This window comes from Collinsella sp. AM44-11 (assembly GCF_003467145.1).
Classification (GTDB): domain Bacteria; phylum Actinomycetota; class Coriobacteriia; order Coriobacteriales; family Coriobacteriaceae; genus Collinsella.
In genome coordinates, this window is the sequence record NZ_QSFE01000004.1 from 106,870 (window position 1) to 131,248 (window position 24,379).

22 protein-coding genes and 1 tRNA gene are annotated in these 24,379 nt (G+C 61.1%); 3 read left to right on the forward strand and 20 right to left on the reverse strand.

From position 1 onward, the window contains the following. From rlmB to disA, 5 genes are all read right to left on the reverse strand, one after another. Complete coding sequence (gene rlmB / locus DW943_RS04010) at positions 1-915, reverse strand: 23S rRNA (guanosine(2251)-2'-O)-methyltransferase RlmB (RefSeq protein ID WP_117862246.1); 915 nt, start codon at positions 913-915, stop codon at positions 1-3. Positions 916-1,082: 167 nt separating this feature from the next. After that, on the reverse strand, positions 1,083-2,549 hold the full coding sequence (gene cysS / locus DW943_RS04015; RefSeq protein WP_117736538.1) for a cysteine--tRNA ligase: 1,467 nt from the start codon (positions 2,547-2,549) through the stop codon (positions 1,083-1,085). A 3-nt stretch (positions 2,550-2,552) separates the two neighbouring features. Further along, on the reverse strand, positions 2,553-3,047 hold the full coding sequence (gene ispF / locus DW943_RS04020) for a 2-C-methyl-D-erythritol 2,4-cyclodiphosphate synthase (protein ID WP_006234975.1): 495 nt from the start codon (positions 3,045-3,047) through the stop codon (positions 2,553-2,555). Continuing rightward, on the reverse strand, positions 3,037-3,765 hold the full coding sequence (gene ispD / locus DW943_RS04025; RefSeq protein ID WP_117758651.1) for a 2-C-methyl-D-erythritol 4-phosphate cytidylyltransferase: 729 nt from the start codon (positions 3,763-3,765) through the stop codon (positions 3,037-3,039). Before ispD ends, ispF begins: the two co-directional genes overlap by 11 nt. Further along, the gene (gene disA / locus DW943_RS04030) at positions 3,765-4,805 is read right to left on the reverse strand and encodes a DNA integrity scanning diadenylate cyclase DisA (protein ID WP_369831362.1); all 1,041 of its coding nucleotides are present in this window, start codon (positions 4,803-4,805) and stop codon (positions 3,765-3,767) included. The genes ispD and disA overlap by 1 nt, the downstream gene beginning before the upstream one ends. A 376-nt stretch (positions 4,806-5,181) precedes the next feature. Here disA and DW943_RS04035 point away from each other — a divergent pair, with 376 nt between their 5' ends. The 3 genes from DW943_RS04035 to DW943_RS04045 all read left to right on the forward strand — a co-directional run bounded on the left by DW943_RS04035 (position 5,182) and on the right by DW943_RS04045 (position 7,625). Next, positions 5,182-5,760, forward strand: a complete 579-nt coding sequence (locus DW943_RS04035; RefSeq protein ID WP_117862247.1) for a manganese efflux pump MntP family protein — start codon at positions 5,182-5,184, stop codon at positions 5,758-5,760. Between the two features lie 128 nt (positions 5,761-5,888). Continuing rightward, entirely contained in the window at positions 5,889-6,320 is a 432-nt protein-coding gene (locus DW943_RS04040) for a helix-turn-helix domain-containing protein (protein ID WP_158556873.1), read from the forward strand. Next, positions 6,321-7,625: a type II toxin-antitoxin system HipA family toxin gene (locus tag DW943_RS04045; protein ID WP_117843608.1), complete on the forward strand. Its 1,305-nt coding sequence runs from the start codon at positions 6,321-6,323 to the stop codon at positions 7,623-7,625. It abuts the gene before it with no gap. 125 nt (positions 7,626-7,750) lie between these two features. On the opposite strand, the gene DW943_RS04050 is transcribed toward DW943_RS04045, so the two are convergent. The 15 genes from DW943_RS04050 to DW943_RS04120 form a co-directional block, all read right to left on the reverse strand. Beyond that, positions 7,751-9,208, reverse strand: coding sequence for an aminoacyl-histidine dipeptidase (locus tag DW943_RS04050; protein ID WP_117862248.1), 1,458 nt, complete (start codon positions 9,206-9,208; stop codon positions 7,751-7,753). Positions 9,209-9,422: 214 nt separating this feature from the next. Further along, complete coding sequence (locus tag DW943_RS04055) at positions 9,423-12,065, reverse strand: ATP-dependent Clp protease ATP-binding subunit (RefSeq protein ID WP_117862249.1); 2,643 nt, start codon at positions 12,063-12,065, stop codon at positions 9,423-9,425. A 298-nt stretch (positions 12,066-12,363) separates the two neighbouring features. Continuing rightward, entirely contained in the window at positions 12,364-13,932 is a 1,569-nt protein-coding gene (locus DW943_RS04060; RefSeq protein ID WP_199572772.1) for a threonine/serine exporter ThrE family protein, read from the reverse strand. Between the two features lie 388 nt (positions 13,933-14,320). Further along, on the reverse strand, positions 14,321-16,285 hold the full coding sequence (gene lysS / locus DW943_RS04065; protein WP_117758660.1) for a lysine--tRNA ligase: 1,965 nt from the start codon (positions 16,283-16,285) through the stop codon (positions 14,321-14,323). A gap of 79 nt (positions 16,286-16,364) precedes the next feature. Further along, positions 16,365-16,835, reverse strand: a complete 471-nt coding sequence (greA, locus tag DW943_RS04070; protein ID WP_006234960.1) for a transcription elongation factor GreA — start codon at positions 16,833-16,835, stop codon at positions 16,365-16,367. Positions 16,836-16,941: 106 nt separating this feature from the next. Next, complete coding sequence (tatA, locus tag DW943_RS04075; RefSeq protein ID WP_022094895.1) at positions 16,942-17,217, reverse strand: twin-arginine translocase TatA/TatE family subunit; 276 nt, start codon at positions 17,215-17,217, stop codon at positions 16,942-16,944. 112 nt (positions 17,218-17,329) lie between these two features. Then, positions 17,330-17,406, reverse strand: a tRNA-Pro gene (locus DW943_RS04080). A 52-nt stretch (positions 17,407-17,458) separates the two neighbouring features. Continuing rightward, positions 17,459-18,352, reverse strand: a complete 894-nt coding sequence (gene ispE, locus DW943_RS04085) for a 4-(cytidine 5'-diphospho)-2-C-methyl-D-erythritol kinase (RefSeq protein ID WP_117862250.1) — start codon at positions 18,350-18,352, stop codon at positions 17,459-17,461. Positions 18,353-18,354: 2 nt separating this feature from the next. Then, a complete protein-coding gene (locus tag DW943_RS04090) occupies positions 18,355-18,651 on the reverse strand; it encodes a Veg family protein (RefSeq protein WP_006234957.1) in 297 nt (98 codons plus the stop codon). Positions 18,652-18,834: 183 nt separating this feature from the next. Next, the gene (gene dtd / locus DW943_RS04095) at positions 18,835-19,281 is read right to left on the reverse strand and encodes a D-aminoacyl-tRNA deacylase (RefSeq protein ID WP_089572532.1); all 447 of its coding nucleotides are present in this window, start codon (positions 19,279-19,281) and stop codon (positions 18,835-18,837) included. Between the two features lie 3 nt (positions 19,282-19,284). Continuing rightward, positions 19,285-19,926 (reverse strand): RdgB/HAM1 family non-canonical purine NTP pyrophosphatase, encoded by a 642-nt coding sequence (gene rdgB, locus DW943_RS04100; protein WP_022094898.1) that lies wholly within the window; start codon positions 19,924-19,926, stop codon positions 19,285-19,287. A 143-nt stretch (positions 19,927-20,069) separates the two neighbouring features. Beyond that, positions 20,070-20,795, reverse strand: a complete 726-nt coding sequence (rph, locus tag DW943_RS04105; RefSeq protein ID WP_117655966.1) for a ribonuclease PH — start codon at positions 20,793-20,795, stop codon at positions 20,070-20,072. A 54-nt stretch (positions 20,796-20,849) separates the two neighbouring features. Continuing rightward, the gene (gene murI / locus DW943_RS04110; RefSeq protein WP_035137557.1) at positions 20,850-21,734 is read right to left on the reverse strand and encodes a glutamate racemase; all 885 of its coding nucleotides are present in this window, start codon (positions 21,732-21,734) and stop codon (positions 20,850-20,852) included. Positions 21,735-21,785: 51 nt separating this feature from the next. Beyond that, positions 21,786-22,697, reverse strand: a complete 912-nt coding sequence (locus DW943_RS04115; RefSeq protein ID WP_117862251.1) for an HAD family hydrolase — start codon at positions 22,695-22,697, stop codon at positions 21,786-21,788. 107 nt (positions 22,698-22,804) lie between these two features. Further along, on the reverse strand, positions 22,805-24,367 hold the full coding sequence (locus DW943_RS04120; protein WP_117862252.1) for a Mur ligase family protein: 1,563 nt from the start codon (positions 24,365-24,367) through the stop codon (positions 22,805-22,807). Positions 24,368-24,379 lie beyond the last annotated feature (12 nt).

Here is a 24,379-nt window from a genome sequence, read left to right on the forward strand (position 1 = left end):
CTACTCCTCCCCCATGAGCTCGCCGGCATTGCGGCGCAGCCACTCAAAGCACAGCGCGGTGGTCGCCTGGGCCACATTGAGACTCTCGGTCATGCCGCGCTGGGGAAGCTTGGTCAAAAAGTCGCATTTCTCGAGCACCAGGCGCGAGATGCCGTCGCCCTCGGAGCCCATGACGAGCGCAACGCGGCCCTCAAAGGGAGCATCCCAGCAGCTGCCCTCGGCGTGCTCGGAAGCACCGCCCACCCAAAAGCCAGCAGCCTTGAGGTCGTCGAGCGCTCGAGCGATGTTGGGAACCTGTGCGATGGGCAGATGCATAACGGCACCAGCAGAGGTTTTGTAGCTGCCCACGGTCACACCGGCGGCGCGCTTGTTGGCAATGATGACGCCCGCCGCGCCCACGACCTCGGCAGAGCGCACAATGGCACCAAAGTTACCGTCGTCGGTCACATGGTCGAGTACGACGACGAGCGCCGGGCCGTCACCCGCGCGGTCAAGGATATCGGCGACGTCCGCATAGGGGAAATTACCCACCTCGAGCGCAATGCCCTGATGAGCGCCATGGCTCGACAGCGCATCGAGCTGCGCGCGCGGCACATACTTAATGCGGACGTCCGCGGCGTTGAGATCGTCGACCAAGCGCGACAAGGCAGCATCGCGCTCCCCGCCCTCGGCGATGAGCGCGCACTTGACGGGAAAGCCGGTACGCAGTGCCTCGGCGGCAGCACGACGGCCTTCGATAAACTCGCCCTTGGGGACCTGAATGTTGTCGCGCTTGCGATCGCGCTGCGGACGTGCGGCCTGGGTGCGCTCGCGCTGGCCCTTGGGAGTGGCAGCGCGGTCGTTGCGGCGAATCGGACGCGAGCCAGAAGCAGCCTGTTTGCCACCACGAGGCGCACGCTTGCGATTGTCGGCCATAAGGCGACCTCCTAAATACAACTATCAAACGAAACAAATAGACCGACCGCCCGAGGTGCGGCAGATTGCCTTGAAAGAGGAGGGCATAGACCTTGAGGTCATGCCCGACGATTGAAAGGCAAGGTGCCGTGGCTCGGGCGGTCGGGTGCTTGGGAAACCCGTAGGGATTAGAGAGACTTGATACGGGTACCAGCGGCCGTATCTTCAATCGTCAGACCCAGGTCCTTGAGCTGGTCGCGGATGGCGTCTGCCAGGTCCCAGTTCTTGGCGGCACGGGCCTCGGCGCGGGCCTCGAGAATCTTGGCAGCGGCCTCGTCCACGTCGTCGCCCGTGTAGGCGACCAGGCCGGCGGCAACGCCCAGCAGGCCCAGCGGCAGCTCGACCTTGGGCTCGGGAAGCTCAACGCCAAATGTGTCGAGCAGCTCAACCAGCGTATCGGCGGCAGCAAGCGCAGCGGCCTTGTCGGCAGCATCGCCCGCCTGCTCCAGGTACTGGTTGCACTCGGTCACAAAGCCAAAGACAGCACCCATGGCACCGGCAGTGTTAAAGTCGTCGTCCATGCACTCCTTAAAGGTGGCACGGGTCTCGGCGGCCTTGGCGGCAAACGCCTCGGATGCTGCCTCATCGGCATCGGCCGTCGCATGGTTCGCGGCCCAGCGCAGGTTCTCGACCGTACCGGCGATACGCGTGAGTGAGTTCTCGGCACCCTCCAGGCGCTCCCAAGAAAAGTCGAGCGGCGAGCGATAACTCGTCTGCAGCATCAGCAGGCGCAGGGCGGCAGCGGAGTGCTGCTCGAGGACCTCGGCCAGCGTAAAGAAGTTTCCGAGCGACTTGGACATCTTCTCGCCGTCAACCAGCAGCATGCCCGTGTGCATCCAGGTGTTGGAAAAGCCCTGGTGCCAGGCGCAGGTAGCCTGGGCGCACTCGTTCTCGTGATGCGGGAAGGCAAGGTCGGAGCCGCCGCCATGAATGTCAATTGGGGTGCCCAGGTAGCGGTGCACCATGGCGGCGCACTCGGTGTGCCAACCGGGACGGCCCTCGCCCCAGGGGCTCGGCCAGCTGGGCTCGCCGGGCTTTGCGGCCTTCCACAGGGCAAAGTCGAGCGGGTCGTTCTTGTCCTCGTTCTCCTCGATACGTGCACCAACCATAAGGTCATCGATGTTGCGGCCCGAGACCTGGCCATAGTTGGGATCGCTGCGCACGGCAAAGTACACGTCGCCGTTATCGGCGGCGTAAGCGTGGCCCTGCTCGATGAGCGTCTTGATCATGGCGATCATGGGGCCGATCTCCTTGGTGGCGCGGGGGCGCACATCGGGATCGAGCACGTTGGCGGCGCGCATGACGCCGATGAACTTATCCGAGAACTCCGTCGCGACCTCGGCAGCCGTACGGCCCTGCTCGTTGGCGCGCTTGATGATCTTGTCGTCGACATCGGTGAGGTTCTGGGCGAACGTGACCTCGTAGCCGCTCGCGATGAGCCAGCGACGAATCACGTCAAAACTGATGAACGTGCGGGCATTGCCGATGTGTATGTTGTCGTAGACCGTGGGGCCGCACACGTACATGCGGACCTTGCCGGACTCGATGGGCTGGAACTCTTCCTTTTTATGGGTAGCGCTGTTGTAGATACGCATTCGTTACTCCTTAACGGTTTTCTGTAGCAGGCAGACGGCCCAGGCGCCAATTCCCTCGCCCTGGCCTTCCCAACCGAGCTTTTCGGTCGTGGTGGCGGCGACGCCCACGTTTTCGACGTCGACACCCAGGGCATGGGCAAGGTTGGCGCGCATGGCATCGCGGTGCGGAGTGATCTTGGGTTGCTGGCAGGCAATGGTGCAATCGGCATCGACAAACTCAAAGCCAAGCTCGCGCGCATAGTCCATCACGCGAGCGAGCAGCACCATCGAATCGGCACCCTCGTAGGCGGGATCGGTGTCGGGGAATAGCTTGCCGATATCTCCCCCGCGGCAGGCGCCCAGAATGGCGTCGGCCAAGGCGTGCGCGAGCACATCGGCATCCGAGTGGCCCAGCAGGCCGCGCTCGTAGGGAATGTCAACCCCGCCGATGATACATCGACGCCCCTCCACCAAACGGTGGACGTCGTAGCCGTGGCCAATGCGCAGGTTACTGAACATGGGGAAGGTCCTCTCCCTCGGCCATGCGACCGAGCAGAATCGCGGTTACGGGACGCAGGTCCTCGGGCACCGTCACCTTAAGGTTATCGCGCGGGCTCTGGACACAGCGGACGCGCCCGCCCATGCGCTCGACCAGCGATGAATCGTCGGTGCCGATAAAGCCCTCGGCGATAGCAGCGGCGTGAGCGCGCTTCATGGCGTCGACGCTAAAGATCTGCGGCGTCTGCGCGGCCCAATAGAGCTCGCGCGGCGGCGTCTCGACGATGTTGTCGCCATCGACGATCTTGAGCGTGTCGATGGCAGGCTGGCCGCACACGACGCCGTCGAGGGCACGGTCGCCCACAAGCACGTCGATCGCATGATCGATGGCCTCGGTCGTAATGAGCGGACGGGCGCCGTCGTGGATGGCGACATATTCGAAACCCGCCGGAGCCGCATGCACGCCGGCACGGGTGGAATCCTGGCGGGTCTCGCCGGCATCGGCAAAGCTGATGGGCGTGTCATAGTCAAACGGGTCGATGGCCAGGCGGCGCATCTCGGCACGGCGCTCGGAAGGACACACCACCACGATGTGGCCGACCTTATTGCTACGGTCAAATGCGCGGATAGACCAGCTCATGAGCGGACGGCCCGCCACGTTAACGAGCTGCTTGCCGCCGGGATTTCCAAAGCGCTGGCCACTGCCGCCGGCAACGACCACGGCGCATACGGGCGCCATTATGCGTTCCCCTGTTTGGTGCCCTTCATGCGGTACAGGGAGTCCGCAAGAATGGCAGGGTTGTTGACGCCAAAGTCGCCTAGGCGCTCCGGATCCTCGCTGATGTCGTCCATGAGCTCCTGCAGCGATCCATACTCGTCGACGATCTTCTCGGCGACGCCGTCGCGCACGACGGACACGCGCGAAAGCGTGCGCAGGCCCAGCGGTGTCATGACGGAGTCCTCGTCCAGGTCGTCGTAACCCAGAACCGCCGCCACATGCTGCGGGTCGGACAAGTCCTTGGGCGTCATACGGCTCAGGTTGGCGCGGATCTTTTCGGCATTGGCCTCGGAGGAATCGCTCGCATAGTCGCGAATCATCAGGTCGTACTCGGTATCCATGCTGGAGCCGGCGAGCTGCTCGAGCTGCATCTGCACGAGCTTGCCCTGGTTGCCCAGCTTGACAATGCAATCCTTAAGTTCGGTCTTTGCCTGCTGCATGATCTCGAAGCTCGAGAAAATCCCGGTAATGTCGGCGAGCGTAACGTAGTCGTCGAGCTCGAGGGCCGTCAGGCGCAGCAGGGAGCGGTCGAGCGACTGACGGGTAGTCTGGAGCGTGGCGACGAGCTGGTTGACCGAGCTCATGATGGTGGTGACGGGCTGGATCTCGTAGCTCTTGCCGTGAACGTACACGTTGACGACGGCACGACGGGCCGAGACCGAGATCACGATGGCATCCGTGAGCACCGACATGCGGGCGGCGGTGCGGTGACGCATGCCCGTCTCACTCGTGGCAAGCGAGGGATCGGGATTGAGGTGGAAGTTGGCGCGCAGGATCTGGGTGAGGTCGCCGTCGATGACGATGGCGCCGTCCATCTTGGAAAGCTCGAACAGGCGGTTCGAGGTAAACGAAATGTTGAGCGGGAAGCCGTCGTTACCAGCAGCGAGCACGTTTTCGGTGTCGCCGACGCAAATAAGAGCGCCCAGGTGACCAGCAATGATCATGTCGAGGGCGGTGCGGATCGGCTGGCCAGGTGCCGTCAGGCGGATGGCCTGTTCCATACGCTTTTGCAGCTCGTTCTTATCCAAGGCATCGCTCCCATCGCATACGCTCCATAAACGCTAAATAGTTTCTCACGGTTTGTCCCCGCGGCGCTCGCGAAATCCGATGCTTACAGAATGAGCGAACACCGCTGAGAGCCTCAACCCAAATGAGCTGTTCATGTGGTAGCATCGGGATTCACATGAATGAGGGAGTAGTCGCGTGACCGGGTTCGCCTCCGGTGGCGCGGCAAGTCAACATACTGGCCGACACGGTCTGGCTTGCCTTAATGAACGAGACTCGTGGTTGTACGCGCGGCGCGTACGCCACGGGTCTTTTTTGTTGCTCCCCTGTCAGAAGTACACGCGGGTTCGCCCGCAAGGAGGGAGCCAAACCATGGGACTCGTAGAGCTCGTGCTGCTCGCCATTGGCCTTTCGATGGACGCCTTTGCCGTATCCATCTGCAAGGGCCTTGGCATGAAGAAGATCAACCTTAAGGTCGCCGTAGTGCTCGGCCTGTTCTTTGGCGGCTTCCAGGCCGGCATGCCCGTAATCGGATGGGCGCTCGGAAGTCAATTCATGGCCATCATCGGACCTATCGACCATTGGATCGCCTTTATCCTTTTGGCCTTCATCGGCGGCAAAATGCTGTGGGAGGCTTTTACCGAGGACGAGGATGAAGGCGACGGCAAGAATGCCGAAAAGATTGAACTGAGCGAGTACCTGATCCTCGCCATCGCCACCTCAATCGACGCCCTGGCCGTGGGCATCTCGTTCGCCGCGCTTTCGGTCGACATCGTTCCCGCCGTATCGCTTATCGGCGTCACAACGTTTATCTTCTCCGTCGCCGGCGTAGCGATCGGCCACACCTTTGGCGCGCGCTACGAAAAACCTGCCACCATCGTGGGCGGCATCGTGCTCATCCTCATCGGACTTAAGATCTTGCTTGAGCATCTGGGGATTTTGGCGCTGTAACGCCAAACACAATCGCTCAAAACTCAACGCCAGTACAAGGCCTAATGCAAAGTTTTGCATGAGGCCTTTTCGTGCAGACTTTTGCATGTCATACTGATATGCAAAAGTCTGCACGTTAGGAGATCGCCGTGAATACCCTTCCCATCACCACACCGCGCCAAGCTGGCATCTACGTGCGCCAGGCACGCGAGGCTCAGGGTCTCACCCGTGCCGCCCTCGCCAAAACGGCCAGTGTTTCGGAGCGCCTGCTCGCATCGCTCGAGCTAGGAGACGCCACCGGCATTCGACTCGACAAGTTGCTGTCCGTCTTTAACGCACTCGGCATAGGTCTCTTTGCGCAAAGCGATAACGACTCCATCGCATCGCCCTCCGAACATCCGACGACGAAAGCGGACCTCCCTATCGCGAACTCGAATGCCCTGCCAAAGCCAAGCGTAGGCAGACGACCCGCTCGACAGGGAACGCCATCTTCCTATGGTGCCTTGCTGGCCCAAATCGCAGCCGAGCAAGGCCTTTCCGACACTTCAGACCTCTCCTTTGGCTGTAAGGTTGTGAAATAAATGGCAGAGATGGAGCTTGCGACCCTCATTTGTGGCGAAATCGCAGGCACTCTCCGGCAAGACGAGCATGGACTCTGCAGCTTTGTATACGCCCCAACCTATCGCGGAGCACCACTATCGCTTACAATGCCGCTTTCCAATCGCACGTATGGCCATAACATCGTCCGCCCGTTCCTATTTGGCCTTTTGCCCGACAGCCAAGAGCAGCGTCGCGCTATTGCCGCCGAGTATGACGTTGCATCCAACAACCCCGTCGCCCTCTTGTGCCATATCGGTCTTGACTGCGCAGGGGCCGTTCAGTTTTGTCGAACCGATCAATTAGGCGCCGCCCGCGGCAGGGTCTCGGCATACCGCCCGCTTACCAATTCTCAAATCGCTCACAAGCTCAAAGCAATTCGCGATGACGAAAGAGAGACATGGATGGGCTCCAACGAAAGCTGGTCCCTGGGCGGCAACCAAGGCAAATTTGCACTAGCTTGGCATGATGGCCAATGGTGCGAATGTCTAGGGTCATCCCCCACTACCCATATCTTCAAAAATGGTGTCGTTGGGTTCAAACATCAGGCCTTAAACGAATTCGTCTGCATGAAAACGGCTCGGCGTGTTGGCATTCCAACTGCCAACGTCTCCTATTGCACATTTGAAGACGAAGCCGCGCTCGTCGTTGAACGGTACGACAGAATGGTCAATAGCAGCGGAAATATCGAAAGGCTGCATCAGGAGGACTTTTGCCAGGCGCTCGGTGTATTGCCAAGCCAGAAATACACCGCCGACGGAGGACCAACCACACGAGACATCCAAGAACGACTGATTAACACAGTCCCCCACCACATGAATCTTGTGCTTTTTACCTATATGTTGTTCTATAACGCCATTATCGGAGCGCCTGACGCACACGCTAAAAACTACTCGCTCATCCTAGGCAAAGGCACAAACGCAGCGCTCGCACCCATGTACGATGTCGCATCGGGCTTGGCGTACGAACGTATGCGCCGCCGGGCGCGCCTTGCCATGAGCGTTGGCGGCGAAAATCGAGTGGGGCGCATCGGTCCAGGCGCTATCCGCCGATACCACGGTATGGGCGACCCCGCGCTGGAGGCGGCGCTCACCGATGCCGGGCTATCCGAGAAGTTTTGCTTTGCGACCATGATGGACCTCGCCTACGAGGTGCCCATTTGTATGGAAGAGATCATGGACGAATACGCCGACCTGCCCGGCATGGCGGACCTGCGCGAGCATATGCTCGGCCCCGTCCGCGAAAACTGCCAGCGCACCCTCGACCTCATCAAGGCGGATATGGGCTAGGCGCCAATCAATCCACATTTCTTAAAAGAAGAGGGGGGCACCCGTCGCAAAAGTTCGGATGCCCCCTCTCGTAATGTCATTTGCAATCCGCTAGCACGTGGCTCGAACTGCTGCTAGCGCGACCCTTACGCGGCAAGGCGCTTGAGGACGTCGATGAGCAGCTCGTAGAAGCGCTCGGCAGAAGCGAGCTCCATGCTCTCGTCCGGAGTGTGGACATCGGAGAGCGTCGGGCCCACGGCGATGGCGTCCAGGCCGTGCAGGGCCTCGGCAAACAGGCCGCACTCAAGGCCGGCGTGAATAGACTCGATGCGCAGCTCGGAGCCAAAGAGCTCGCGATAGCTCTCGACAAAGACGTCGCGGACCGGCGAATGCTCGGCATAGCTCCAGCCGGGATACTCGAACTCAAACTTGGCGTCGAAGCCCAGGACATCGGCCAGCGTCTGCAGGCGGTCCTTGAACTCGTTTTGCAGCGAGGTGATCGAGGAGCGCGGGGACAGCATGATCTTGACCTCGTCGTCAGAAGTGGCGACCACGCCGATGTTGGAGGAAACCTCGACGGAGCCGTCGGTAGCGACGTTGCGGCGAATCACGCCGTTAGGGGCAAGACGCAGAGCGCGGATGAGGGCAAGCGCAGACTTCTGGTCCATGGCCTCGACCTCGGTGTCGTCGGCAATCTCGACGGTGCAGGTAAAGCCGGGGTCGAAGACCTCGAGCTCGGCGGTGACGTCGGCGATGATGCCCTTTGCGATCTGGGCCGCGGCCTCGGCGGCAGCGTGGTCGGCGTAGACCAGCTCGGCCTTGCACTCACGGTTGATGGCGTTGTCCTTGGTGCCACCGTTAAAGCTAACGATGGCGGGCTCGCCGGCAACCATCAGGCGGTCGATGATGCGGGCCATGATGAGGTTGCCGTTGCCGCGCTCCAGGTGGATATCACTGCCGGAGTGACCGCCCAGCAGGCCGGAGATGTCAAGCGTGAGGGTGCTACCGGTCTTATGCTCGCGCGCGATCGGGCAGGTGTAGGTAACGACGACGCCGCCGGCGCAGCTGACGGTGGCAACGCCCTCTTCCTCGGAATCGAGGTTGATCATGGTACGGGCGCTGATCTGGGACTTGTCGAGCGTCTCGGCGCCAACCAGGCCGGTCTCCTCGTCGGTGGTGAACACGCACTCGAGGGCCGGATGAGCAATCGAATCGTCGTTGAGCACGGTAAGCATAAGCGCGACAGCAATGCCGTTGTCGGCGCCCAGGGTGGTGCCGTTAGCAGTGAGGACGCCGTCCTTGACGACCAGATCGATACCATCGGTCGTAAAGTCGTGCTCAACGGAGCCCAGCTTGTCGCACACCATGTCGATATGGCCCTGCAACATCACGGTCGGGGCATTCTCGGCACCGGCAGATGCGGGCTTGCGAATGATGACGTTGTAGACCTCGTCCTGGTACACATCGAGGCCGCGCTCCTTGGCAAACGCGACCAGGAAATCGCTGATGCCCTTCTCGTTGCCAGACCCACGGGGGATCGCGCTGACCTCCTCAAAGAAATGGAACAGCTGGGCGGGCTCGTAGCCGGTAATCTTGTAGTCCATGGTGCCTCCTTGGCGCAACTGGTTAGACAATAAGACATGCGCCTTGTATATTCCCAGACTTCGTTTGCATAAACCAGTCGAAAACGCCGAGCGCCCTCGCATCATCGGCTAACGGTGGACCGTATAGCGTAACGGTCACAATCACCGCAGCTCTACAAATCGAGGCGCCCTTGCCAGAGCGCCTCGATTGAGCGTATCAAATTGTCGCCACGCCCTACAGCGCGCCGGAGCCAGCTTGCATCATACCGCCGGGGCCCGAGGTCACGCCACTACTCACAGGCGCGGCGCTGCCAGTGTGCGGTGCCGCCGGGGTGGTATCGCCACCGAGCGTACCTGCCGGACGCGGTGCCGGAATCTCGCCCGTGCCGTGGCTAAAGACAAACTTGCCATCGGCCACGTCGCACAGGACGGTATCGCCCTCGCCCCACTCGCCGGCCAGAAGTTCCTCGGACAGCGGGTCCTCGATGAGCTTTTGAATAGCACGGCGCAGCGGACGCGCACCGTTGGTGAGGTCGGTGCCCTCGGCCACGATCTTGTCATAGGCCGCATCGGTGAGCTTGATGTTCATGCCGTTGGCAATCAGACGCTGGCGCAGGTCGTCCACCAGCAGGTGCGCGATCTTGGTGAGATTCTCGCCCGAGAGCTTCTGGAACACAACAATGTCGTCGATACGGTTGAGCAGCTCGGGGCGGAACAGGCGCTTGAGCTCGCCCATCGCGCGACCACGGATCTCACTCGACGTGAGACCCTGCTCGCCGGTGGTGCCAAAGCCCACGCTCGCATCCTGCGCAATCTCGCGGGCGCCCACATTGGACGTCATGATGATCACGGTGTTGCGGAAGTCGACCGTCTTGCCCTGGCTATCGGTCAGGCGGCCCTCCTCCAGCACCTGCAGCAAGATGTTGAAGATATCGGGGTGCGCCTTCTCGATCTCGTCGAACAGCACGACCGAGTACGGGTGGCGACGAACGGCCTTGGTGAGCTGGCCGCCCTCGTCGTGACCGACGTAGCCCGGAGGGCTACCGATGAGCTTGGAGACCTCGAACTCGCTACCGAACTCGGACATGTCGAAGCTGATGAGCGCGTCTTTGCTGCCAAAGAGATACTCGGCGAGCGTCTTGGCGAGCTCGGTCTTGCCCGTGCCGGTGGGACCCAGGAAGATAAAGCTGCCGCCGGGACGACGCGGGTCCTTGAGCGGCGAGCGGCTGCGGCGCACGGCCTTGGCGACGGCCTCGACGGCCTCGTCCTGGCCGATAATGCGGGTCTTGAGCACGCTTTCGGTCTGCAGCAGGCGACGGCTCTCGCTCTCGGTGAGCGAGGAAACCGGCACGCCAGAGGTCACGGACACGATGTCGGCAATCTGACTCACGTCGATGGTGAGCGGGCTGGCGTCGAGCTCGGCGGTCCAGGCAGCCTTGGCCTCGGCGAGTTCAATCTCGGCAGCCTTCTGCTGCTCGGTGATCTCGGCGGCCTTGTTCATGTCGTCGCCCTCGGTGGCCTCCTGCGCGGCGGCCTTGAGCTCCTCTATGCGATGCTCGGCCTCGCGCACCGGCTCGGGCGCGCGGTTGGCGGCGATGCGAGCGCGGGCACCGGCCTCGTCGATGAGGTCGATTGCCTTATCGGGCAGGAAGCGATCCTGGATGTAGCGGTTGGAGAGGTTCGCGGCGGCCTCGATGGCACCCTGTGTATAGCGCACGTGGTGGTGCTCCTCGTAGCGCGGCTTGAGCGCGGTCAAGATCTTGACTGTATCCTCGACGCTCGGCTCCTCGACATCGATGGTCTGGAAACGACGCTCGAAGGCCGGGTCCTTGGTGAGGTACTTGCGGAACTCCTCGGCCGTGGTGGCACCGATAATCTGGAAGGCGCCGCGCGCGAGCACCGGCTTGAGCATGGAGCTCGCGTCGATGGAGCCCTCGGCGGAACCGGCACCGATGATGGTGTGCATCTCATCGATAAACAGGATGACGTCGTCGGCCTCGGTTGCCTCCTGGATCACGTTCTTGAGGCGCTCCTCGAACTCACCGCGATACTTGGCGCCCGCAACGAGACCCGGCAGGTCGAGCGTCCAGATATTCTGGTTCATGAGGTTCTCGGGCACGTTGCCGGCGGCGATCTGTTGGGCCAGACCCTCGACGATGGCCGTCTTGCCCACGCCGGGATCGCCCAGGATGAGCGGGTTGTTCTTGGTGCGGCGCGAAAGGATCTCCATCATACGCTGGACTTCCTTTTCGCGACCAATCACGGGGTCGAGCTCACCGTCGCGGGCCTTCTGCGTAAGGTTGGTCGCGAACTGCTTAAGCGTATCGGTACCACTCCCCTTTTGCTGAGAGGCATCCGAGCCGCTAAAGAACGGCAGGCCCGCACCGGGACGACCAGCACCGGCACCGGCGAGCGGACGCTTCTTGTCCTGGTCCTTGGCAGTGAGTTTCTCGATAGCCTTTTTGATGGAGGCGGACGACACGCCCAGGCGCATGAGGATGTCCATGGCCATGCCGTTGCCCTCTTCGACGATGCCGATCAGCAAGTGCTCGGTCGACACGTAGGTCTGGTTGTTCTCACGCGCCACGCGGAATGAACGCTCCATCACGCTAATGACGAGCGGCGTAAAGGCGAGCTTGGCCGCCTCGGTCTCCTCACTGGGCTCGGGAACCGTGGTCTGGACCTCTTTGAGCGTGTCCATGATGTCATCGTAGGAGATGTCGAGCGAACGCAGAGCCTCGGCGGCAATGCCCTCGTCCTCCTTGGCGAGTGCGAGCAGCAGGTGCTCGGTACCCACCTTATTTGAGTGAAGATCGAGCGCTTCTTGCTTGGCCATGGACATGACCTTACGCGCGCGATCGGTAAAACGGTCTAACATGCTAGTTCCTCTTAGACGAGCTAGTTTTTTAAAACGCAAAGCGCCACTCGTGGCGGCGCTTTGGTCTCTTTACCCATATGGAGTATATGTTAACCGCTGGGGCCTTTTCCGCATGCAGCCATACGACAACGTCTACAAAAAAGGAATTGCCAGGTGCGTCTGCATCGGCCCAACGAGCGTGGATTTTCGGACACCCATTCCACGAGCGTGGATAATCTCCCGTTTTGAGCCCGTAAACAGGCCAAAAACGGGAGATTATCCACGTTCATGTTTTGCGGATCAGTTTCATTTGCACCAATTAGCTGGTGTGGCGCCAGCGAGGGTCGGTGAGCGTACGCGCCACACCCAGGCCAACGGGCAAAAACGCCACGATGAGCACTGCACGCACAAACCAGCCGAGCATATTGACCGTGTCGAAGGTGCACATGTAATACATCGAGCGATACAGATACAAGCCCGGCACCATAATGACAATCGATGGCACCGTGAGGGCGATACGTGGGTAGGTGAGCTTGATTTCGGCTAAGCTCGCGAGCAGCCCCGATACCAGCGCGCCAATAAACGCTGCCGCCTCGGGAGGCATACCTACGCTCAGGCCCAGAAAGGGAAACAGCGCCGGCGCATCGACGAGCGTAAGGCGCAAGGTATTGGACACGGCGCCGATCAGCCCAGCTGCCGCGGCCATCTTTACCGGGCTGTTGAACATCACCGAGAAGCCGAATACGCCAACGAAGCTCATCACCACGCGCAGGAGCGTAAGGGCAAGCGGCGAAAGGCCGAGCGGGGCAAAATCATCCGGTGCCAGCCCCACACACTCTGCAACCATCCAGCCCACAAGGGTCGCCATCACAATAATCGACACGGCATACGAAAGACGCTCAATGCCGCTTCGCATATCGAGCTTAGCGATGTCGAGGCCTGCCGTAATGAGGGGAAAGCCGGGAATCACAAAGAGCATGGCGCCGATATAGCCTTCTTGGTGCGACATTGCCCCCGGTACGACCTGGCCAAGGCCGAGCAATGCCAGCAGATACGAAACGCAAGCGAGCGCAACGCCAATCGTCAGCGCGCTAAACTGGCCAAGACCCTGCTTGAGAATATGAGAGCGAGCAAAGTTGCCAACACCAGCGCCTACGAATGCGCAGGCCATCTCGATAGGGCCGCCGCCGAGCAAAAAGACGAAGGCGCCGCAAGCACAAGCTGCCGCAAGGCCCTGTTGCCAGGGAGAGTAATCGGGTTTTGAACTCTCAACGGTCTTGAGCATCTCGTGGTATTCGTGCACGGTAAACCGGCGCCCATACGTCTCGATTTCCTTTAGGAAGCTCTCCATCATCCAAATGCGATGGGTATTGACTCCCGTTGTGGGCAGGCTGACAACCTCGTTAAAGCAGTGGCCATCTTCGATGCAGGTGCACTCAAACGACAGAAGACTTAAGTCAACGTGGACGGTGACACCGAGTACGGCGGCAACGCGATTCATGGTATCGCGTACACGCCAGGCACCCGTTCCGCTCGCGAGCATAAGCATACCGGTGCGGCAGATGATGGATGACTTATCGGTGAGCGGCGCATCGACGGCAAGCTCATCGCCTGCCGTCACGATCTGGTGCCAGTCTGTTTTCATATGGAGTGCGCCGGCACGAACACCGTGGTGCATGGGGGCTCTCGAAAGCAGCGAGTCAAGGCGCGAAGACTGTGGGGGCTCCACTGATTCACCCTCAACCTCATCAGCCTCTTCATCGACCAGATCAAAGGAATCAAGCGGCGCTGGCTCGCGACGGTCGATCAGCTCCTCGTCCTCATCATCAAAGTAATTGAACTGATCGAGCATGTCCTTTTCGATTGCGCGCTCGCTCGCATCGTCCATCCCGGTGCTCCCTTCCTATCGACTAACCCCCATCCTAGGCAGCAACGGCTAAAGGAAACATAAAAGAGACGGCTGCCATGCGAGCCATGTGCTCAATAGCCGTTGGGTAGTCGTTTAAGAACGTCCCCAATGACTATTGACGGCCAAGGCAACGCCGATGTTTTGGCAACGACAGCGAAAGCCCGCCAGAGCGAGCAAGGTCCTTTTGGGGCGAGATGACACCATAGGTTGAGCATAAGTCAGCGAGCGGGCCGCATTTGAGACAAGGTGACGTGAAACGAAAGGGCGCTGACCTTCTGGTCGCGCCCTTGAAGTTGAACGTCAGATTGTCCAAATGCGGCCCGCGCAGCGTCGAGCCGTTACGCGGTTCTACGAACCGCGTAACTAGTTAGTACATCTTTGCGCCGGCGGGGATGGAGGCGTCGAGCTGGATCAGGTTGAGACGCTCCTCACCATCCTCCTCGTGGATAGCGCTGATGAGCATGCCGCAGCTGGGAATGCCCATCATCTTGCGCGGAGGCAGGTTGGTGATGGCGAGCAGCGTCTTGCCGACCAGGTCCTCGGGCTCATAATAACCGTGAATGCCGGAGAGGATGGTACGGTCGGTGCCAGTGCCGTCGTCGAGCGTAAAGTTCAGCAGCTTCTTGGACTTCTTGACGGCCTCGCACGCCTTGACCTTCACAGCGCGGAAATCGCTCTTGGAGAAGGTATCAAAGTCGACGAACTCCTCAAACAGCGGCTCGACGGCGATCTTGGAGTAATCAACCGTGGGCTTGAGCGGCTTGACGAACGGGCTCGCGGTGTTGCCGGCCTCAGCAGCCTTAGCGGCAGCGGCACCGGACTGGAAACCCTTCTCGGGCTTCATGTGCGGGAACAGTAGCACGTCGCGGATGGAAGCCTGGTTGGTGAGCAGCATGACCACGCGGTCGATACCGATACCGATGCCGCCCGCGGGAGGCATACCGTACTCGAGGGCGCGCACGTAGTCCTCGTCGTACTCCATGGCCTCGTCGTCGCCGCCAGCCTTCTCAGCCATCTGGGCGGCAAAGCGCTCGGCCTGGTCGACCGGGTCGTTGAGCTCGGAGAACGCGTTGGCGTACTCGTGGCCGGCGATAACCAGCTCAAAGCGGTGCGTCAGGCGCGGGTCGTCCTCAAAACGCTTGGCGAGCGGGCTGACCTCGATGGGGTAATCGCACACGAATGTCGGGTTGACGATGGTGTCCTCGCCCAGCTCATCGTAAACCTCGGCGATGATCTTGCCGGCGGTCCACTCGGGCTTAATCTCCAGGCCCTTCTCGCGTGCGGCGGCAGCAAGCTCCTCGACCGGCGTGTCGATGGTGACCTGCTTGCCGAGCACGTCGGAGACGATGTCGGTCATGGGACGGCTGGCCCACTCACCAGAAAGGTCGATGGTCTGGCCCTGGTACTCGATGACCTCGGGATTGCCGATGGCCTTGTTAGCCGCCTTAATAACGCCCTGGGCGAGCGCCTTCATGCCCTCGAGGTCGGAGAAGGCACGGTAGGCCTCCATCGTGGTGAACTCGGGGTTGTGGGTAAGGTCCATGCCCTCGTTACGGAAGATACGGCCGATCTCGAACACGCGCTCAAAACCACCGACGATGCAGCGCTTGAGGTGCAGCTCGGTGGCAATACGCAGGTAGCACTCCTGATCGAGCGCGTTGAAGTGCGTGATGAACGGCTTGGCAGTAGCGCCGCCCTGGATGGTCTGCAGGATGGGGGTCTCGACCTCCATGTAGCCGTCGGACTCCATAAAGCGACGGAAGGTGGAGAGGATCTGCGAACGCTTACGGAAGGTCTCGCGAACGTCGTCGTTGGCGATCAGGTCGACATAGCGCTGGCGATAGCGGGTCTCCTTGTCGGAAAGACCGTGGAACTTCTCGGGCAGCGGACGAACGGCCTTGGCAAGCAGGGTCGCGCTCTTAGGGGCAACGGAAAGCTGGCCGCGCTGGGTGCGCACGACCACGCCGGTCACGCCCAGGATGTCGCCCAGATCGAGGGACTTGAGCGTATTCCAGGCAGCCTCGTCCATGTCGTTGATTCGGCAGAACAGCTGAATCTCGGCAGTCGCATCGCGCACGACGATGAACATGATCTTGCCCTGACCGCGCTTGGCGACCACACGGCCGGCGATCTTCACGACGTCCTCGGTGTCCTCGCCATCGGCAAGCTCGGCGTACTTAGTCTCGATATCGGCAACGTAGTCCTCAAGCTCAGAGTGCTCGGGATAGGGGTTCTGGCCCGCCTCGAACAGGGCGGCGCGCTTGGCCAGGCGGGTGGCGCGCTCGTCGTTGAGCGTCGATGCCTGATCTGCGGCGTTCTGGTTCTCTGCCATAAGTTAGCTCCTCAAACTAAAACGCTCCCCAGGATTCGGTCCCAGGGAGCGAAAACATACCTTTACGCGGGACCGTGGTCTAGCGTGCAATCTTGGCGATGGTGTAGACGCGGGTCTTGCCGGAAGGCGTAACGACCTCGACGGAGTCGCCCTCGCCGTGACCGATGATGGCGTGGCCGACCGGAGACTCGTTGGAAATCTTGTGCTCGAGCGAGTTGGTCTCGGTGGTACCGACGAGCGTGACTTCCATGACCTCACCGTTGGGATCAATCAGAGAAACGGTGGAACCGATGGAGACGGTCAGATCACCTGTGGTGGCAGCAACCTGAGCGTTGGCAAGGATGGCCTGGATCTCGGCAATACGAGCGGCGTTCTGGGCCTGCTTGTCCTTGGCGGCATCGTACTCGGAGTTCTCCGAAAGGTCGCCGAACGCGCGGGCTTCCTTGATGTCCTCGACGATCTCCTTGGCGTAATCGCCCTCACGCCAAGCGAGCTCCTCGACGAGCTTCTGGCGGCCCTCAGCGGTCAGTACGATCTGGCTTGCGTCCATACGGATATCTCCCCAACTCTGATCAAACAATCAACTGTCAACAAAACGAAAAAGACCGGCTAGCCTGCGGGCAAGCCGGTCAGGTGCTCACCCCAAAGGGATGGGACTACTCTGCGTCCGCGTCGCTGTCCTCTGCCTGCTTCTTCTTGGCAGCAGCGAGCTTGGCCTCGAGCTCAGCGATCTCCTTGTCCTCCTCGGACTGCTCGACCACGACCTCCTCGGCCTGCTTGGTCTCGGCCTTATCGTCGCCCTCCATACCCTCGCGGATATTCTTGACGGTAGAGCCGAGGGACTTGCCGAGCTTCGGCAGGTTCTTGGGCCCGAAGATAATCAGGACAACGACGAGAATAATGATGAGCTCAGGAGCCCTCAGTCCAAACATGTAGACCTCCACAATACAGCGAGACAAGCTCGAATGAGTATACCGCGGGTATCGCGGTATCACAACAATAGCTAAAAAAAGGGACCGCAAGAAGCGATCCCTCCTCATGCTCTGGTCGGGTTGACTGGATTTGAACCAGCGACCCCTGCGTCCCGAACGCAGTGCTCTACCAAACTGAGCCACAACCCGTTAGCTCGACTATAGTAACAAAGATTTCCGTCGTGTGCTAGAGAAATTTTTACTACTTTGGCACTTCGATGCGAACCGTGTTGGGAATGAGCTCCGTCGCGCAGGACCACCAGCCGTTTTGCAGGGCAGCGTCGGCAAGCCTTTCGGCCGTGGCGGCGGTGTCGCAAATGGCAAATGAGCAGGCACCCGATCCGCACACATCTACAGCAACGGTGCCGTCCTGTTTACGCAGCCAATCGAGAACCATTTGAATCTGCGGCTCCATCTGTGCGGAAATGACACCCAGGTTGTTATGGATGAGCGCATATGCCGTCTCGGCATCACCAGCATGCAAGGCAGAAGCCATCGCGCCGGGCTTGTCTGCAGGCACCGGAGCCTCGTCAAAACGTCGATAGGCTTCAATTGTCGAAACGCTTGCCTCGCGCGGCTTGACCAACACGACGGGCGTTGCGGGCAGCGCGGGATACTCAGTTGCCAGCACGTCTCCCCCACCTACGTAGAACGCAAGGCTCGCGTGCAAAAAGAACGGGACGTCAGCACCAATACCCCGCGCAATGTCGTCGAGCGCGGGGTCGGTGCGATCAATTCCCCAGAGCTCCGCCAAGGCGACAATGACCGCGGCCGCATCCGTCGAGGGGCCGCCCAAGCCGGCGCACAATGGAATGCGCTTCTCAATCGTCACGCAGATGTTTGCCTCGCGACCATAATGCTCGGCCATAGCAACCGCAGCCCGATACGCCGTATTCTTTTGCATGGGAAAATCTGATGCCGGAACCGTCTGGACGGTCAGCGCCTGCGCCGGCGCGACCGTCACGGAATCGGAAAGACCGACGGCTGCCATCAGGGAATCGACCCTGTGGTAGCCGCGGTCATCGCGCTCGGTATGAACCCCCAGGTAGAGGTTAATCTTTGCCGGCGCGGAAAGAGTCAGGGACCGATCGGTCACCGTTAGTGCTCCTCGAGCTGATTGCCGAGCGGGGTAAAAATGTGCTCACCGCTCTCGGGGTCGAACAGCTCGACCTGCCCGGTGAGGACATCGATATACTGGTAGGACTGACGCGACTTGCGGCCGCGACGTTCGTCAACCTCGACGATAAAGACGGCGGGGTGGACGCTCTTGATGGTGCCCATGCGCTCGACGACGCGGGTGCGGCCCATGTTGGCCTTCACCTTGACGCGATCGCCCACCATATCGGTCAGCTTCTCGTGGATGTCGTCGACGTGATTGACTTCCATCTCTTCCATGAACAGGGCCTCCAGAAGGTGCAATTCAAAAAGGGGATAATACCCCTAAGATAGACAAAACTCTAATACTATAGCACCCTGCTGCCGCCATATGCAAGTAGCTAAATAAACCCCGTCCCAAATACGTACCAGACGACAACCTCGCATGACCAGTTGTTACGCGGTTTGGTAAAACCGCGTAACCTAAAGGTTGTCCGTGTCCAAGACGATGGTGAATGGGCCGTCGTTGACCAAGTCGACTTTCATATCGGCGCCAAAGATGCCGTGCGCCACGTGTTCGACATCTTGACGAACGAGCGTCAGGAAGTACTCGTAGAGCTCGTTGGCAACATCGGGCGCGCCTGCATCGGTAAACGACGGACGGCGACCGTGGCGGCAGTCAGCGAACAGCGTGAACTGCGACACCACGAGCACCTCGCCGTCGACATCGGCAAGTGCCAGGTTGGTCTTGCCGTTCTCGTCCTCGTTGATGCGCAAGCCCCGGAGCTTGCCCCACAGCTTATCGGCCTCGGCGCGCGTGTCGCCGTGGCCCACGCCCAGCAGCACCAGATAGCCGCGCCCAATTTTGCCCACGCACTCGCCGTCGACCGTCACGCCGGCGTTGAGTACGCGCTGCACCACCGCACGCACGGCCTACTCCTCGCCCGTCAGTTTGGCGGACAGATGCTCGAGCGCGTGGAAACGATGGCTGATGGCGTTCTTCTCGTCCGCCGTCAGCTCGGCCATGGTCTTGCCCGGCGTGTCGACCGGCAGGAACAGCGGGTCATAGCCAAAGCCGTGATCGCCGCGGCCCTCGTGTGCGATAACGCCCTCGCAGGCGCCCTCGCCATAGGTGACCAGACCATCCGTGTCGATAAGCGCAACGACGCTCATAAAGCGCGCGGTGCGGTCCTCGTCCGCCACGCCTTCCAGGTTAACGAGGAGCTTGGCGTTGTTGGCGGCATCGTCTCCGTGCACGCCCGCATAGCGCGCGCTATACACGCCCGGCTCGCCGTCAAGCGCGTCGACGACCAAGCCCGAATCGTCGGCAATGGCCATGAGCCCCGTCTCTTCGACGGCAGCCTGCGCCTTGATGATGGCGTTCTCCAAAAACGTCGTGCCGTTTTCCTCGGGGTCCTCAAAATCGCCCAGCTGGCCGAGCGCCACAAAGCGAACCTCGGGCATGACCTTGCCCAAAATGGCCTCGATCTCGGTGAGCTTATGGGCGTTGCCCGTTGCCACGACAATGGTCGCCGCCGGGTCGAGGGTGTCGATGTCGATCTTCTCAAGTGCCATGAGTGGTCTCCTTGTCTCTATAGCAATGCCGCGCCGAGGGCGACGAGGGCCTCCGCCTCTCCCCTCTCAATCAACGGCAGTCTTATACTTCGGCGTTTTCGCAGATAAAACCTACCAAAATAACCCTGTCCCCTTTTGGCAGGTTAGGCAAGGGCCTGGCGCTGAAGCTCGATGAGCTCGGCAACGCCCTTGTCGCCCAGGTCGAGTAGGGCGTTGAGACGCTTACGGTCGAAGGGCGCCTGCTCGCCGGTACCCTGGAGCTCGATCATCTCACCGGTGTCGGTGGCGACGAGGTTCATGTCGACTTCGGCATGGCTGTCCTCGGAATAATCGAGGTCAAGCAGCGTATTGCCGTCGACAACGCCCATAGAGATGGCAGCAACCTGGCCCGTGAGCGGGATGCGCTCGATCTTGCCGGCCTCGACCCACATAGCAAGGGCGTCGTGCAGCGCCACCCAGGCACCGGTAATGCTCGCCGTACGCGTGCCGCCATCCGCCTGGATCACATCGCAGTCGACGGTAACGGTGTACTCGCCGAGCGCCTTCATGTTGACGACGGTACGCAGGCTGCGGCCAATGAGGCGCTCAATCTCCATGGAGCGGCCCTTGCGGTTGGCGTGCTCGCGCTTGCAGCGCTTGCCGGTCGATGCCGGCAGCATGGCATACTCTGCGGTTACCCAACCGGCCTTGGCACCCTTGCGCCAGCCCGGCACGCCCTCCTCGATGGTGGCGGCACAAAGCACGCGCGTGTCGCCGAACTCGGCAAAACACGAGCCGTGGGCGTGCTTCATGACGCCACGGGTGAGCTTAACGGGGCGCAACTCGTTGGCGGCGCGACCGTTGGCGCGGTTGACCTGCATGTACTCCATAGAAAAATCCTTTCGGCAAAAGGTGTGGCGAAGGCTCTGACGGCGGCCTTACATCTATTTCAGCTCATCGATATCGATATGCTCAATGCTCTTGAGCGGCTGACCAAAGATAAAGCTGCCCGCCACCGCAAACTCGGCAATGTTATCGGCCGTCGTGGCAAAACGATGCTGCGGCTCGGCGGCGTCGCCCGCCAGCTGCTCGCGGCGCGTGAGAATATCGGTCAGCTCGCGCGTGGTCTCCTCGGCGGAACTCACGACGCGCACCCCAGGCCCCAGCGCATGGCGGATAGGTCCCACCAACAGCGGAAAATGCGTACAGCCGAGCACCACGGTATCGATACCGTGGTCGCGCAGTGGCTCAACCGTGGCACCCACCAGCGCACGCACGGCAGGCGTATCGAAGATGTCCTCGTTCTCGAGCCACTGCTCTTGCAGATGCGCACCCGAGGCGAGCTCGTGTTCGACAACCTCAACAAAGCTCGAGGCGGGGCAGCCGTATACGTCGACGCCGGCATCTAGGTCCTGAATGGCGCGCGTGTAAGCGCCCGAGCGAATGGTGAGGTTGGTGGCGAGCACGCCCACGCGACGCGTGCGGGTGCTGTTGATTGCCGCACGGGCACCCGGCGCGATCACGCCGATCACGGGAACGTCGAGCACCTGCTGGGCCAGACGCAAGGCCGCAGCTGTCGCCGTGTTGCAGGCGATGACCATAATCTTGACGTCGTGCTTCGACAGCCAACGGCCCGCCTGCAACGCAAACGAGCGCACCTCATCCTCGGTGCGCGTGCCGTAGGGGCAGCGTTTGGTGTCGCCGAAGTAGTAGACGGACTCATGCGGCAGCGCCGTCGCGATGGCGCGCGCAACCGTCAGACCACCCAAACCAGAATCGAACACGCCAATCGGGCGCGTGTCGCCTGCCGGATTCTCGATATCGGACATTACCTCACCAGTCTCTCTCGAAAAGACATGTCCAAGTGCGGCGACGCCGCGCTACGAACGCGCCGCGACCAGCAGCTCTGCCGTCGCCGCCCAACCGTCGACAATTTTGCCGCGCGTAACGAAAGCGTTCTCGCAAGCAGCCAGGAACTCGGGCGCGCCGGCGCTCGTCAGGCCATTCTCGACCAGGCAGAACGTGCCCACGTGATCGGCCATGTAGAAGTCGGACTCGGAGTCGCCGAGCGCGAGCGTCTCCTCGCGCTCGATCCCCAGGTGCTCGCAGAAACGTGCGATGGCAACGCCCTTGTTGAGGCCCGCGGGGTTGATGTTGAATGCGCGACCGTCCTCGACGCGATCGAGCTCGAGCGTCGTCGGCTTGGACAGATGCGTCAGGTGACCGTTACAGGCCCACACCAGGCCGCAGCCGGCCTCGTCCAGGATGGCCTGGACCTCATTGTCGGGCACATCGCCGCGCATGCCGACGGTGACCTCGCGGTACTTGTAGCCAGTCGACATGTCGTTGTGGTACTCGATCTTATGCGGCCAGCGGGCGAGGATCTTCTCGCACACGCCGGTCTGCTCGATCACCTGGTGCGGCGTGAGACCGCAAGATGGGTCGTAGGGCATGTCGCCAGTCAGATACTCCCAATCGTTGGCTTTGAGGTCGTACATGACCAGGCCGCCCATCTCACCAATGTAGGAGTTGAGGCCGAGCACGCGCGCGTCCTCGTGGATCATGGTACGGTTGCGGCCCGAGGTGGGAACCACCTGAATGCCAGCGCAAGCGAGCGCCACGACGGCCTCGACGAGTTTGGTCGAGGGGTTGCCGTCGTTGTCGCGCAGCACGCACGAGCCGGGCGCGAGCATCGTGGCATCCAGGTCGGTAAAGACGTACTTGACCTTGGCCAAGCGCTCGCGCATCTCGCCCGAAAGCTCGGCAACGGTCGGCAAGGTGTTGTGGGACATGGTTACTCCGTTTACGTAGAAGGGTTTGGACTTGGACGGCATGTTTTGATTGAGGGAACACGCTTATGGCGACAGCGCACTCAGGGCGCCGCCGCCATCATGGTTCATTAGTCAAACTGGGTAACATCGATCAGGCGATTGGCCAGCGAAAGGTCGCTCTCGATGGGCACGAACTCGTCGCCCACGTGCATGAGCTCCTCGTCACCCTTTGCCAGCAGCAAGACAATGGTGGGAGCATCGGGGTTGACGTACTCCTCGCGCGCCGCCTTGAACGCCGCACGCACAGCGGCTTCGCGGTCGAGGATGATCTTGTTCGGCGTATCGTCGGGAACATGCTCGGCAAGCTCGCGACAGACCTTCATCGGGTCCTCGTGAGCCGGGTCCTCGTTGGCAAAGATCATCAGGTCGGAATATGGTGCGGCCTCGCGCGGAAGCTGCTCGCGGCGCTCCTGCGCCTTGCCGCCGGCAGCGCCAAACACTGCAATGACTGGACTAGCGGGAAACGCGCGCTTGACCGACGAGAAAAGCGAACGGAACGAAAGCTGGTTGTGCGCATAGTCAACGACGCAGATCACGCGGCCGTCCTTCGACTCCACGACCTCCATACGGCCCGGTACACGCAGTTTGGAGAGGCCCTTCTTGATAGCCTCGATACCGATGCCGATCTCGCGCGCAGCGGCGATAGCGACCAGCGCGTTTTCCACGTTAAAGTCGCCCGCGATGCCCAGCAGGACCTTCTCCCCCGCCTCGGACTCGTCGGCACACAGGCCATGCAGGTTAAACTCGATGTTAAAGCCGACCACGCGGACATCGCTTGCCCACAGGCTTGCCTCGGGATGCTCGACGCCAACGGTCACCAAGCGCTCGGCCGTCGACGCTGCCTCCAGCACACGGTCAACCTCTTCGGTGCCCAGATTCACCACGGCGGTCTTTGCCTGGTCAAAGATCCTGAGTTTGCTCTCAAAATAATCCTCAAACGTGGGGTGTTCGATCGGTGAGATGTGGTCACGGCCGATGTTGAGGAAGCACGCCACGTCAAACGGCAGATTCTCGACGCGTTGGTACTTGAGTGCCTGGCTCGAGACCTCCATGACCATGGACTGGCGACCGGACTCACGGCAGTTGGCGATATGGCGCCAGACCTCGGGGGCCTCGGGCGTAGTATTGGTGCTCTCGTAGCACTCGATGCCATCGTCGGTACTCACCGAGCCGATCATGCCGCAGGATTCGCCCGCTGCCTTGATGATGGACTGGAGCATGAAAGCGGCCGTGGTCTTTCCCTTGGTACCGGTGATGCCCACGATCTTGACGTCGTGGTCGGGACGGTCGTAGACCTCCGGCGGCAACAGGGCCATGGCCGTGCGAACGCTATCAACAACCAGCATCGCAGCACCGCTCTCCTGCGCCAGCGGCTCCAGAGACTCGACCAGCGACTCTTCGCACACAAATGCGACGGCGCCCGCATCGAGCGCCATGCTCAAAAACGCGGGCTTAAAGGCAGCGCCTTTGCAAAAGAACACATCACCTGCCGAGACCGCACGCGAATCAAACGAGCAGCCGGTCACGGCACGCTCGTCAACCTGCTCTGATGCGCGCAGCTCGCCGCACACATCGAGAAGCTTGGCAAGCGTATCGACCGTGGTCACGGTCGCGGAATCCGAATGGTGCATCTTTCGCCTTTC